General features: G+C 40.1%; 12 protein-coding genes, 1 tRNA gene and 1 pseudogene. 13 read left to right on the forward strand and 1 reads right to left on the reverse strand.

Annotation, left to right across the window (positions count from 1 at the left end; translation table 11 throughout):
• Positions 1 to 217: 217 nt before the first annotated feature.
• The 5 genes from QZR70_RS01250 to QZR70_RS01270 all read left to right on the forward strand — a co-directional run bounded on the left by QZR70_RS01250 (position 218) and on the right by QZR70_RS01270 (position 6,374).
• Positions 218 to 2,050, forward strand: coding sequence for a carbon starvation protein A (locus QZR70_RS01250; RefSeq protein WP_295792536.1), 1,833 nt, complete (start codon positions 218 to 220; stop codon positions 2,048 to 2,050).
• Positions 2,051 to 2,295: 245 nt separating this feature from the next.
• The gene (locus QZR70_RS01255) at positions 2,296 to 3,573 is read left to right on the forward strand and encodes an ammonium transporter (protein WP_295792537.1); all 1,278 of its coding nucleotides are present in this window, start codon (positions 2,296 to 2,298) and stop codon (positions 3,571 to 3,573) included.
• 38 nt (positions 3,574 to 3,611) lie between these two features.
• Complete coding sequence (locus QZR70_RS01260) at positions 3,612 to 3,965, forward strand: P-II family nitrogen regulator (RefSeq protein ID WP_363661692.1); 354 nt, start codon at positions 3,612 to 3,614, stop codon at positions 3,963 to 3,965.
• Positions 3,966 to 4,252: 287 nt separating this feature from the next.
• Positions 4,253 to 5,869 (forward strand): membrane biogenesis protein AsmA, encoded by a 1,617-nt coding sequence (locus tag QZR70_RS01265; RefSeq protein WP_295792541.1) that lies wholly within the window; start codon positions 4,253 to 4,255, stop codon positions 5,867 to 5,869.
• A 115-nt stretch (positions 5,870 to 5,984) separates the two neighbouring features.
• Entirely contained in the window at positions 5,985 to 6,374 is a 390-nt protein-coding gene (locus QZR70_RS01270; RefSeq protein ID WP_295792544.1) for a hypothetical protein, read from the forward strand.
• A 173-nt stretch (positions 6,375 to 6,547) separates the two neighbouring features.
• On the opposite strand, the gene QZR70_RS01275 is transcribed toward QZR70_RS01270, so the two are convergent.
• Positions 6,548 to 7,294, reverse strand: coding sequence for a copper amine oxidase N-terminal domain-containing protein (locus QZR70_RS01275; protein WP_295792546.1), 747 nt, complete (start codon positions 7,292 to 7,294; stop codon positions 6,548 to 6,550).
• A gap of 300 nt (positions 7,295 to 7,594) precedes the next feature.
• Here QZR70_RS01275 and queF point away from each other — a divergent pair, with 300 nt between their 5' ends.
• The 8 genes and pseudogenes from queF to QZR70_RS01315 form a co-directional block, all read left to right on the forward strand.
• Entirely contained in the window at positions 7,595 to 8,092 is a 498-nt protein-coding gene (gene queF / locus QZR70_RS01280) for a preQ(1) synthase (protein WP_005387511.1), read from the forward strand.
• A 166-nt stretch (positions 8,093 to 8,258) separates the two neighbouring features.
• On the forward strand, positions 8,259 to 8,954 hold the full coding sequence (locus QZR70_RS01285; RefSeq protein WP_295792550.1) for a hypothetical protein: 696 nt from the start codon (positions 8,259 to 8,261) through the stop codon (positions 8,952 to 8,954).
• 213 nt (positions 8,955 to 9,167) lie between these two features.
• Positions 9,168 to 10,082, forward strand: coding sequence for a cysteine synthase A (gene cysK / locus QZR70_RS01290; RefSeq protein ID WP_105089600.1), 915 nt, complete (start codon positions 9,168 to 9,170; stop codon positions 10,080 to 10,082).
• Between the two features lie 102 nt (positions 10,083 to 10,184).
• Positions 10,185 to 10,793 carry a serine O-acetyltransferase EpsC gene (gene epsC, locus QZR70_RS01295; RefSeq protein ID WP_295792553.1) on the forward strand — a complete coding sequence of 203 codons (609 nt, stop codon included), beginning with the start codon at positions 10,185 to 10,187 and terminating at the stop codon, positions 10,791 to 10,793.
• A 265-nt stretch (positions 10,794 to 11,058) separates the two neighbouring features.
• On the forward strand, positions 11,059 to 11,493 hold the full coding sequence (locus QZR70_RS01300) for a DNA starvation/stationary phase protection protein (protein ID WP_005387520.1): 435 nt from the start codon (positions 11,059 to 11,061) through the stop codon (positions 11,491 to 11,493).
• Positions 11,494 to 11,543: 50 nt separating this feature from the next.
• Positions 11,544 to 11,634 (forward strand) — tRNA-Ser (locus tag QZR70_RS01305).
• 203 nt (positions 11,635 to 11,837) lie between these two features.
• On the forward strand, positions 11,838 to 12,590 hold the full coding sequence (locus QZR70_RS01310; protein WP_295792554.1) for a hypothetical protein: 753 nt from the start codon (positions 11,838 to 11,840) through the stop codon (positions 12,588 to 12,590).
• A gap of 19 nt (positions 12,591 to 12,609) precedes the next feature.
• Positions 12,610 to 13,221: pseudogene (locus tag QZR70_RS01315) on the forward strand (Nramp family divalent metal transporter); the annotation flags it as partial.
• Positions 13,222 to 13,277 lie beyond the last annotated feature (56 nt).

The raw sequence follows: 13,277 nt of genomic DNA on the forward strand, positions 1-13,277 counted from the left end.
CATTCTCTTATTAACGGAGAATGCTTTTTAATTATGCTTTTAACTCATAATGTGCATTCAAAATGATAAATCGATAATTGACACTTTTATGTTTAGATATACAATAATTATTGTAAGTACTAAAAGTTTAGAGAGCCAATGTGGCATGGATGTGCAAAAGATTTATCAGATATTTTTATATAACACCATGTCACACAAGACAATTGGAGGTGTTTATATGGTTATGAATGGTATTTACTTAGTTATAGCCTCCGCGTGTATTCTAATTTTAGCGTACCGCTTTTACGGGGCTTTCATAGCGGCGAAAGTATTAACATTGGATGAATATCGTCCAACGCCAGCTATGGTTCACAACGACGGTCACGATTACGTGCCAACTAACAAATGGGTAACATTTGGTCATCACTTTGCAGCGATTGCTGGTGCAGGTCCTCTTGTAGGTCCTGTTATCGCAGCCCAGTTCGGGTATTTGCCTGGTGCATTATGGATCCTTATCGGTTCCGTATTAGCCGGCGCTGTACATGACATGGTTATCTTGTTCGCATCTGTTCGCTATGATGGTAAATCTATTGCGGATATTGCACGGGAAGAAATCAGTAAATTTGCTGGTTTCGGTGCTATGCTTGCTACATTGTTCCTATTGATCATCACCCTTGCTGGTATGGCCGTAGTAGTAGCTAACGCATTGCATAATTCCCCATGGGGTTTCTTCTCCGTATTTGCTACAATTCCAATCGCTATTTTCATTGGTATTTATTTGAAATGGTTGCGTCCTGGTAAAATTCAAGAAGCAACTATTATCGGTGTAGCGTTGATCTTCGCAGCTATTATCTACGGTCCAAACGTAGCAGCTAGCGAATATGCTTCTTGGTTTACATATGACTTGCAAACTATTGAAATCATGCTTGCAGTCTATGGTTTCTTTGCAGCAGCATTGCCAGTATGGTTATTGCTTGCTCCTCGTGACTATTTGTCCACATACCTTAAAATCGGTACAATCGGCGCATTGGCTCTTGGTATTATCATCGTAATGCCTGAAATTCAAATGCCAGCTGTTACTCCTTATATCTGGGGTGGCGGTCCTGTATTGAAAGGTTCTGTATTCCCTTACATCTTCATTACTATCGCATGTGGTGCGTTATCTGGTTTCCATACTGTTATCGCAACAGGTACAACACCTAAAATGCTTACTAATGAAAAAGAAATTTTGCCTATCGGCTATGGTGCAATGTTAACAGAAGGCTTCATCGCTATGATGGCGTTGATCGCAGCTACTGCATTGCATCCAGATGATTACTTCGCAATTAACTCCACTGTTGAATCCTTCAAAGCCTTAGGCCTTCAAGTTCATGAATTGCCAGCATTGTCCGCAATGGTTGGTGAAGACTTGATGCACCGTCCTGGTGGCGCCGTATCCCTTGCAGTAGGTATGGCACATATCTTCTCCAGATTGCCTAACATGGATCACTTATTGGGTTACTGGTATCACTTCTGTATCATGTTCGAAGCATTGTTCATCATGACTTTGATCGATGCTGGTACTCGCGTAGGTCGTTACTTACTTCAAGAATTATTAGGTCATTTCCATCCTAAATTCAACGACCAACATTGGGCTCCTGGCGTTTATGGTTGTGCAGCTTTAATTTGTGTATTGTGGGGCTACCTAGTTCTACAAGGTAACATCGGTATTATCTGGCCTCTATTCGGCGTATCTAACCAATTATTAGGTACTATGACATTGGCTGTAGGTACTACAGTTATCATGCGACTTGGCCGCAAACGTTATGCATGGGTAACAGGTATTCCTTGTATCCTCATGGCTATCGTGGCTATCGCTGCAGACTTTGAAAATGTATTTAACAGCTATATCCCAGCTGGTAAATGGATCCTAGTAGCATTTAGTGCTGCCATGTTCCTCATGATCCTTATCGTATTAGTAGAAGCAGTTCGTAGCTGGATTCGTTTGGCGGACATTCCTCAAGACTATCGCACTCAAGAAGAAATTGAAGCTGAAAGCCTTGTAAAATACGGTAAACAAGCAAAAGCATAATAGCTTGTTTTATTAAACATTTAAAAGGGCACTCATAACGAGTGCTCTTTTTTATATAATTAGTGTATTTCATAGAAATCTATGGGGTTTAAAATAAAATTCTATAGAATTTGTTGACATACATCATAATCTAATATACGATGTATGTAGTGATATATATTACTACAATAAAATAGTTAGGTAACGGCGCCTTGCATGCAGAGTTTCTGCGAGCAAGGCGCTTTTTGTATGGAAAGGAGTATCTTATGGTCAATATGATTGATACGGGCAACACAGCATGGGTCTTGTTGTGTGCTGCTTTAGTATTCTTTATGACACCTGGTTTAGCGTTGTTTTACGGTGGGATGGCGCGTAGTAAAAATGTGCTAGGTACGATCATGCAGAGCTTCTTTTTGATTGGTGTCATCTCTGTTGAGTTTATTTTGATTGGCTATACGCTAATTTTTGGTGATGATCTACATGGCATCATCGGTGACTTTAGTAAATTTGGCCTTGGTGGTGCGGAGACAGCCGTCTTAAGTGATACACATATTCCTGAGCTTGCCTTTGTAGCATTCCAATGCATGTTTGCTGTTATCACACCAGCCATCATGAGTGGCTCTATTACAGGGCGTATGCGCTTTGCCCCCTTTGTAGTATTTGCTTTGCTATGGTCTATCTTTGTATATAATCCGGTGGCCCATTGGATTTGGGGCGGTGGCTTCCTCAGTGATTTAGGCGCATTAGACTTCGCCGGAGGACTTGCGATTCACGTGTTATCCGGTGTGTCTGGTTTGACCTTGTGTATGCTGCTAGGCCGTCGTCGCGGCTATGGACGCATGCCTATGCTGCCTCACCACTTGCCGATGACAATTCTTGGGGCCGCTATTCTATGGTTCGGTTGGTTTGGCTTTAATGCAGGATCTGCTCTTGGCGTAGGATTCCTTGCGGCTAATGCAGTGTTAACTACACAAATCTCTGCAGCTGTTGGTATTGTGGGATGGGTGCTAGTAGAAATGTTGCATCGTGGTAAACCTACTGTATTAGGGGCTGCCTCTGGCGGTGTATCTGGTCTGGTAGCAATTACACCAGCCGCAGGTTTTGTAACGCCTATGGCGGCCATTGTTATTGGCTTTATAGGCGCAGTTGTGTGTTATCTAGCCGTAGCAATCATTAAAAACCGCCTTGGTTACGATGATTCACTTGATGCCTTTGGCATTCATGGGGTAGGTGGCACATGGGGGGCTATTGCTACAGGTTTATGGGCTACGACTACTGTTAATTCTGAGGGGGCGAATGGGTTGTTCTATGGGGGTTCCTTATTAGGGCCGCAATTACTTTCACTAGTGATTGCTTATGTGTTTGCCATTGTAGGTACATTTATACTATTTAAAATCGTCAGTGCTTTTATGGATATGCGTGTTAGCATTGGCTCTGAGTCACTAGGTATCGATATTAGTGAACATGGAGAAGGCGCTTATAATCAATCTGAATTTAAAAGCTCTGGTCGATTTATTTCGTCCAATCAAACATCCTTATTATGAGTTACGATTATTGAATAGGAGTTAAGTATATGAAACGAATGAAAAAGGTAGATATAATCGCTCGTGCTGAGCAATTAGAGGATCTAAAAGAGGCTTTAAATAGGATTGGTATTCAAGGTATGACGGTGTCACAAGTTTTTGGTTGTGGTTTACAAAAGGGGCATACTGAAGTTTATCGGGGCCAACAATATGATGTGAACCTCATTCCTATGGTAAAAGTGGAAACCGTTGTGTGTGATGTGCCGGTTGACCTTGTAATGGATACAGCACGAAATACGTTACAAACTGGTGAAGTAGGGGACGGTAAAATTTTTGTATATGATGTAGAAGACGCAATGCGCATTCGTACAGGTACAAGAGGAACCAAAGCCGTAACCGACGATGAAGCATAAATACTGAATTCTTAAATAGAAAGGAGACGAGATTTAATCTCGTCTCCTTTCTATTTAACCTTTTCCGAGTAATGCTTCATAGCATTGTTATCAGAGTTTAGGAATATATTTTATTTTAATGGGACAACTTTATAGCAAAAGTTATGAAATGAGTGGTCTATACATAATGAGCGACTTAGCTCGCTTTGGAGCGAAGTTGTATAGACCACTCATTTCAATATGTAGGCCGATATGTTTTGGGGCCCCATTAAAATAAAATTATAAATATATCGTGATATAATAAGGCTATGAAACATTACGTGCGTTCCTATTGGACAAAATATAAACAATTGTATAAGAAAGGCTTAAAAGGTATTGCTGCTTTTCTTGCCATTGGAGCGATTATAGTCTTTGTACTAGCTACTATTGCTAGTCGTGGGATGGGCGTTATTTTTAATGAGGTTATGGCTCGCCAGACTATGATGCGCGGTACTGTTACGGTGGAAAGTTTGTCTGCCACGCCTTGGGGAACATTATCCTTTACTGACTTGGTATGGAAGGATCCAGAAGGCCGAGAGTTGCTCACAGTGCCAGATGGAAAGATTCGCGTTAATATGTGGGACGTAATAACACGGAATTTTAAGGCCTCTGCTATAAACGGAATCGAGCTAAATGATGCGACCATTGTAGTCGATTTAGACGATAATAACCGTCTTGACTTTGTGCCTGCTTCGCCTGATGTAAACAAGCCACTCAATGAGGTAGAGCCACGACCTAAACCTCCTAAAAAGACGACTCAAGAGCGACAGGAGGAACTAGGCAAGAAGGTTCGTAACTTTAATTGGGACGGTCAACATTTAAATCTTACGATTACATTGAGAAATAACCAGCTGGAAATCTTTCAGAAAAATCGTCACTATGTAATGAAGAACGTGAATTCTAAGATACATCTTGATAGTAACCGTGCTATTCGCATCGATATGGAAACGGGTAAGTTCGGTGGCACAGCCATTGGTGATGGTCTTACACTAAAAGGTCGTGTTGATCTAAAGGATGTATTAAAGCATCGCATGCCTCAGTTAGACTTGCAGTTTGATGTAAAGGGTGTGGACCCATCATCACTCGGTTTTGGCGATAATATCCACGATGCAATGACCTTGCTGACGCGAGTAACGGGTGATTTTAATCGTCCATTGGCTAAAGGTCGTGTAACGATGCCTGTTTTACGAATTCCGGCGCTTACCTTTGAAAACGTAGTGGGCGATGTAATATACCAAGACGGTATTTTGAACTTTGAAAATGTAAATGCTAATGTATACGGCGGAAAGCTAGAGGCAAAGGGCATATATAATTTAGATACTCGTGCTTATACGATTACAGGGATAGCAAAGGATCTAGATAGTAGTGAGGCTCTTAAAACACCTGAATTTGTTGTACCTGTGTCGGCTAAGTTGAACTTTAAAAGCGAGGGCCAGCCTCGTGACATGGAGGTATGGGGCAATTTCTGGTCTGGAGAAGGACACTATATGCTCATTCCTATTAAAAATATTACAGGGAACTTTCACAATAAGGGACGGCATTTATCATTTAGTGATGTGAAAGTAAATACGAATATTACCACAATTTCAACAGATGCGTTACGTATAGATAATGGGCAACTCACCATGGGACCACTTAACATTACGTCCCATGGGGGCAGTAATTTTATCATCTATGATGAAGACTCATTTGATGAGCTAGATGAGAATATGGATCGTATTAAATCTGGCATGAAAAAGGCCCGAGAAAATAGCAAAGAAGCGTCTGATTCGGCTAAAAGTATAGATAATATCAAGCCTCCTGAGGATATAAAATCATCTTTTGATGATTTAAAACGGCAAATGGATGGGGTAAAAAATACCTTTAAAGATATCAAAATAAAATGATAAATGAAATATGTATGATGTTAACTCTCTTTCATTGTGCGTTTAAGTGACAAGTTTATAATAAACTTCCGTTATCATGATTTTTGATAAATACTTTTGTGTTTTGGAGGTTTTTATGAAAGTATCAAAACAATTCTCTATCGTTTTGGCTGCATCTGTACTTGCGTTCGGTGTAGCTACATTGGCGCCACAACAAGCGGACGCTTCTTATGGCTATAAATATACTGACTCCCAACGCCCACCAGTATCCACTCCAACAGGTTATGTTAATCCAGCTATGGGCTCTACTGTAACAGTTACAGATCCTGCACCTGCTACAAATAAACTGACTACTCCTAAAGCTAGTGTTAATAGCACTAAAGTGACTGATGTTGCACCTAAATATTCCGATTACAATGATATTGCAGCATACTCTTTAGCTGTGGCTGATTATTTCATGGCGAAGATTATGGCTATATATGGTAGTGGTAATACGGCACTTAACCGCTATGGTTTTGGTAAATAGTTTTCTAAACTTAGTAGGCTCAATCTCAAATAATTGGATTTGAGTATAATTAAATTTAGCCATAACTAGATTTGGTCATATAACACAAAAAAGGTCCCTTTATGGGACCTTTTTTATGTGTCTAGATTGCGTTAACGACGTACTAGATTTGTTTAACAATCTAATAGATCTACTTATCGATCTAATCCATTAGCACGTTGGTATTCAGATACTTCTGTAGCTGTTGTTTGTTCATCTGTTGTGACAGTATCTTTGGCTAACGATTTTTTGATTTTGATAAGTGGTTTTTCTGTTGCTTTTGGATCTTCTTTTTTCTTCACATCTTCTTGAGATGGTGGTAAGAATGTATTGAGTTCATTCTTATGAGATACCTCTGTGTTTGTAGTGGATGCCAATTGTGCGCGTTGAGGGGCGATGAAGATTTCATCCTTTGTAATTTTCACGTCGTTCAATAATAATTTGAACACTTGAGGTTTTATAAAGATTGTGCCGTCCACTTTGCGAGCTGCAGGCAAGAAGGTTTCAGATGTATCAAGGTTGATAATCTTTAATTTGCCATGGCGGACTACTTCAGCAGAGTCTGGTTGGATTGCTAATGTAGCAATGTTCATATCTACCAACGCTGTTTTAGTAGGCTCATCCCAAGCCACTTTATAGCCTAATGCTTCAGATACTTGGCGCAATGCTACGAGGGGTTGACCATCTACATAAATTACATTTTGTTGACCATTGATAGGCTCTACAACCTTGCCATCTACATTAATGTGATGAGCAGTCGTAACAGATGCAGGTTTTTCAAGGTTCATAGCTGGACCAGGATTTTCCATGCCAATAGCTGCTTGTGCAGGTTGTACTGTGCCAAATGTGAAAGCTAATGCACCTACAGCGATGCTAGATAAAATAAGCTGTTTTAATTTCATAAGGGACCTCCATAAGGTGTTATATTTTTCTGAATATATTAACGTTACCAAATGTATATGAATATTTTATTATAAATTTTAATTTTATACAATCTATATGTGGGCGTAATATAATTGAACTGGGTTATGAGGATAGAATAGCTTATTTATAAACACAGGATGGATCGGTCATTTAACTATAGTCTAAAGTCGTTTATCTCTATAAGTAGTGTATTCTTTTATATGCTATAATTAAGTATCACATGAATTATTCAATATATTTAATGATAGAGTTATAGCGTTTATAGAAAGAGGTTCCTTATGGCATCCGGCAGATCTGAAAAAGAGTTACAAGGGGTAACGATGTTAGGTCACAAGACCGATTACCCTACTGATTATGCACCACAGGTGTTAGAGGCGTTTGATAACAAACACCCTGATAACGATTACTTCGTTAAGTTTAACTGTCCTGAGTTCACTAGCTTGTGCCCTATGACAGGTCAACCAGACTTTGCGACGATCTACATTTCTTACGTACCAGATAAGAAAATGGTGGAGTCCAAGTCTTTGAAATTATACCTATTTAGTTTCCGCAATCACGGGGACTTTCACGAGGACTGCATTAACATCATCATGAAAGACCTCATCAAGTTGATGGATCCTAAGTACATCGAGGTATGGGGCAAGTTTACGCCGCGTGGTGGTTTGTCCATCGATCCATACGCAAACTACGGCAAGCCTGGTACAGAGTGGGAAAAGACGGCAAAAGAACGCCTTCATTTCCATGATATGCAGCCTGAGCGCGTAGCATACCGTTAATATGGCATACGAATATTTAACAATGGTCACATCGTTCATAATGTTTTTTATGATCGGTGTGATCTTGTCTATACACCCTGCATCCATAATCGTAGGGGAGCATACGAAGTTATCACATCTGAGTCGATGGACTCGGTGGAATGGGTATCTTATTTTTATATTGACCATGTTTATTGTGGATGTACTCATAACGAATGGCCTATATGCTGTATTTTATGATGTGTATGGCAATCTATCTGTTCTGCGTGAGCTGGCTATTGATCCGATGGCTATATTCTTTAGTGAAAGCTTCCAAATAGGCGTTGTTATCGTCTTTGTTCTAGTGTTGCTACAAGTGTTAGGTCTCGTCGATTTGGCTCATGGTGAAAGAAACTTATCGTTTCACTATGACCAACTGCATCAAGGTAAAGAACAACCTTCCTGGATGGAACAGTACATGGCCCATGAAAAGGGCGGGTTGGGCTTAGCTATTGTAGGATTGATTTACATGTTGCGGATGACCATGAGAACTATGTGGCCTTATATTATATGCCTTATATGGTTCAAGCTTATAGCGATGCTTGCTAATGTGCTACTTTCACCAGTCATCAATCGGTTAATGCATGTTGAAACGATGACATCAACGCATATCATACTAGACCCTTATGTAGCGATATATGTGATAGCAGGATTCCTGTGGGGCTATGTAGCGCTACACTATGACATAGATAAGGCGTATAATGTAGCGAATAGTACCGTGATAGCCATCGTTCCGCGTCTTACCGTTATACTAGGGGCCGTCATCTTTATTGGGCTTGCGCTAGCTATCATTATGGTGCCTATTACCTGGGATGTGGTAGTAGACACACTAACAAAATTATAAATAAACCTAGTTATTTCCTGTATTTTTAGGGCTTTAAAAGCGGTTCTCATTCTCTTGACAATGCATAGATGCAGGTGATAGAGTATGAGTGTATTTATGAGAATACACAAATGGTTATATCCAGTGTATAGAGAATAACAAGGTGAAATTCATATCGTCCTTGGGATGTTCCTGAGGACGATTTTTATCATCTATCGCCAAAAGGAGGATCAGATGAGCATAGTCACAAATCAAACAACTGAACTGATTGGTAAAACTCCGGTATATCAATTACCAAATACCAATATTTATGTAAAACTTGAAAAATATAATGTAGGCGGTTCTGTGAAAGACCGTGCTGTACTTGGCATGTTACAAGACGCTAAGGAAAAAGGACGCCTTCACGAAGATAGCATTATCGTAGAGGCTACAAGCGGCAATACAGGTATTGCTCTTGCTATGGTGGGCGCCATCTTGCATATTAAAACTGTTATTATTATGCCTGAAAGCATGAGTAAAGAACGCCGTGAGCTTATTAAGGCCTATGGTGCTCAACTCATCTTAACGCCGAAAGAAACGGGTATGAGAGGTGCTCTTGAACGAGCTAATGAAATTTTAGATAAATATCCAAATGCTTTCACATTGGGCCAATTCGTAAACCCTGCAAACCCAGATATGCATTATCGTACAACTGGTGCCGAAATTGTAGAACAAGTGCCAAATGTAGATGTATTCATAGCGGGTATCGGTACTGGCGGCACTTTCACAGGCGTTGCAAAACGATTGAAAGAACATAATCCTAACTTAAAGGCCATCGCCGTAGAGCCAACAGGTTCTCCAGCCATTACGGAAGGTAAGGGCGGCCCTCACAAAATTCAAGGCATTGGGGCAGGCTTTATTCCTGAAAACTTTGATCAAAGCTTGATGGACGGTGTACAAACCGTAAGCGATGAAGAGGCTTTCAGTGAAGTGCAAACCTTTATGCGTGAAAGTGGTGTTTCTATTGGCCTTTCCTCAGGGGCGGCTATCGTTGCGGCAAAGCGTATTGCTCGTGAAGAGCCAAAGGCGAATATTGTGGTGATTGCGCCAGATGGGGTAGAAAAATATTTATCCCTTTTGGACTTTGCCAATAATGAATATGTAAAGTAACGGATTTCGCATAGATAAAGCATCTTATGTATAGGAATACATACCACATATGTTGTATACTATATATTATATATGAGTAGAGTTATTTGAGATGGAGTCGCTATGATACAAGGTTTACGCGAATTATGGGGCAAAATTCAATATAATATTAAACGTGTAATGGATTCTGACCCGGCAGCAACAAATGTGTGGATGGTCATTTGGACATACCCGCATATTACAGCCTTGTTCTGGCATTTCTTTGCGCATCGCCTCTATAAGGCGGGATGGCCAACCTTGGCTCGTCGTGTAGCACTTCATTCTCGTCACGTAACCGGCATTGAAATCCATCCAGGTGCTACCATCGGTCGTGGTTTATTTATCGACCATGGCATGGGTGTCGTTATCGGTGAAACGGCAATCGTAGGGGATAATGTGACCTTGTTCCACCAAGTGACGTTAGGTGGCATGTCCTCTAAAAAGGTAAAACGCCATCCGACCATCGAAGACGAAGTACTCATCGGTACAGGCACGAAAATCTTAGGCGATATTACTATTGGGGCACGCACTAAAATCGGTTGTAACCTCGTTATCAAACACGATATCCCTAAAGATATGGTTATCTTTGAAACAGATCCGGAAAATATGTATGTTCGCAAACCTCGTCGCACTAATAACGGTAAGGCTGAGGAAAAGAAAATTCCTGATGATTACATAGAATATTACATTTAATGTAGTGTAATAAAACCGCATATAATATAGAAAGATAGAACCTCTAACTATTAGTTGAACTAGTAGTTAGAGGTTTTTTTTATAAAAATATTCAAAAAAATCGATTTAATATATTGACAAGGAAAATCATTATTGATAAAATAGGTTACGTAATCAATACTGATTACAAATTAGATAAACGAATTGATGGCATAGAAGCCGACTGGGTTTATTCTGCTTTTTGAATAAACTGTATTTGAGAATTAAAAGAAAAAGGAGTATTACTATGAAAAACTTACAACAAGTAAACCAATATTTAGCAGATCTTTCCGTATGGAACGTAAAATTACATAACCTACATTTCAACGTAACAGGTCCACAATTCAAATCCATTCACGAATATTTGGAATCTATCTATGATGAAGCGTTTGAATACTTCGATGCAGTAGCAGAACACGTGAAAATGCAAGGTCAATTCCCATTGGTTAATTCTGCAGAATACGCTAAATTGACTAAAATTGAAGAATTGGGTCAAGAAGATATCCCTCAAGCGAAAGTAATTGAAATTCTTCTTAAAGACTTCAAATACATGAATGATCAAGCTGTAGCAATCCGTGCAGCTGCTGATGAAGAAGGGGACTTCTTGCTCGTAAGCATGATGGAAGATCACGTTGCATACTATGTAAAACAAATCTGGTTCATCGAATCCATGTTGAAATAATACGATTGACAATGCCTTATTGGGTATGATATGATTACCCAGTAAAGCATGGAGGATTACTCAAGAGGCTGAAGAGGACGGTTTGCTAAATCGTTAGGGCGGGTTACCGTCGCTAGGGTTCGAATCCCTAATCCTCCGCCATGCTGAGACCTCACATCACGCGATGTGAGGTCTTTTTGTTTATTGTGGTATTTACTGGGTATGGACCTAAAGGTGTAAGGGCTCAAGTGAGCTTGAGGTCTTGTAAATATTGATTTATACAGGTGTGTAAGGTTATAGAGTTGACGTATGATAAGGGGTTTCATATAATAGATTGTATCAAATGTAATTTTAAGGAGACTCTTATGAATACAAAATATACACGTCACATACATTTACTTCGTCGCGCTGTTGGCATCGGTGCATTATGTCTCGTTGCCTCTGTTGGTTTCGCGCATGCTGAAAGCATTGCTATTCCAAGCGCACGTCCCATGATAGATGGTGTGAGTGCTGATGTAGAAACTGTTAGTAGCTCTAGCAAAGTACAACACCATGTGAGTACAGGTGTAATTACACCAAGTGATTGGACGTATACAGCGTTACAAACACTAATTAAGCACGGTGCTATTACAGATACACATGGTTTTGTTTTTGATGGTAATACAAGCTATACAAAAGATGAGCTTATGCCTCTTATTGATGAGGTAGTAACAAAACGTGAACAAATGAATGAAAACGATCGTCAATATGCATTGCGTATTTACCAAGAAAATATGCGTGATGTGATGGACTATCGGATTGCTCGCGATAAGAAAATTACTCAAGACCGTCGTCAAAAATTAGACGAAAAGCGTGCTGAAAAGGCTAAGAAATCTGGTAAAACATACCAAGTATCTAAATCTCAACAAGATGCTTTAGATACGGCTAATGATGAGGTAGCAAAACCAGAGGAGCGCGCTTTAACTGATGAGCAAATCAAAGAAAAGATGAAGAAGTTCAAAATTGATGATTCTCGCGTTAAAGTAAATAATAATGTGCGCATCCGTTATACAGGTGGTAAGGATAGTAAATCCAAAACCGATGCTCGCATGCAAACGGAGATGACCTTTACTCTATAACCCTTTATAAGGAGTTATAATGATTGATTTCTTAAAGAAACAGTTGTTTACTGTTCACCAAAATGGTAAGCACCAGGTGAGCGAGGTCTTTAAATTTATAGGGCCTGGCATTATCGTAACTGTAGGGTTTATCGACCCTGGCAATTGGGCGGCTAATCTTGCGGCTGGGGCCAGTTATGGTTACGAACTTTTATGGGTAGTAACACTATCTACGATTATGCTGATTTTATTGCAGCATAATGTGGCTCATTTAGGCATTGTACGGGGCCAATGCTTATCAGAATGTGCCTATGAATTCTTGCCTCCCTATGTATCGCGATTTGTGTTGAGTACAGCGGGCATTGCAGCTGCGGCGACGGCATTGGCTGAATTTATCGGCGCTGCTATTGCATTGAAAATGCTCTTTGGCATTCCGCTTCTGATAGGTAGTGTATTAACGGCCGTTATATGTACTGTTATGCTCATTACAAACTCCTATCGAAAACTGGAGCGGATTATTGCAGGTTTTGTATCCCTTATTGCATTGGCCTACCTCGTTGAGGTCAATATGGTCAATGTAGACTGGGCGGCAGCAGGCATTGGGTGGGTAGATCCTAAGATTCCGAATGAATCGATGCTCGTTATTTTGAGTACCCAATTCAAAGCGTGCTTTTAATAATCGTTTTACGGATACATCAATGTCCTTTT

Source organism: uncultured Veillonella sp. (assembly GCF_900545205.1).
GTDB lineage: Bacteria > Bacillota > Negativicutes > Veillonellales > Veillonellaceae > Veillonella.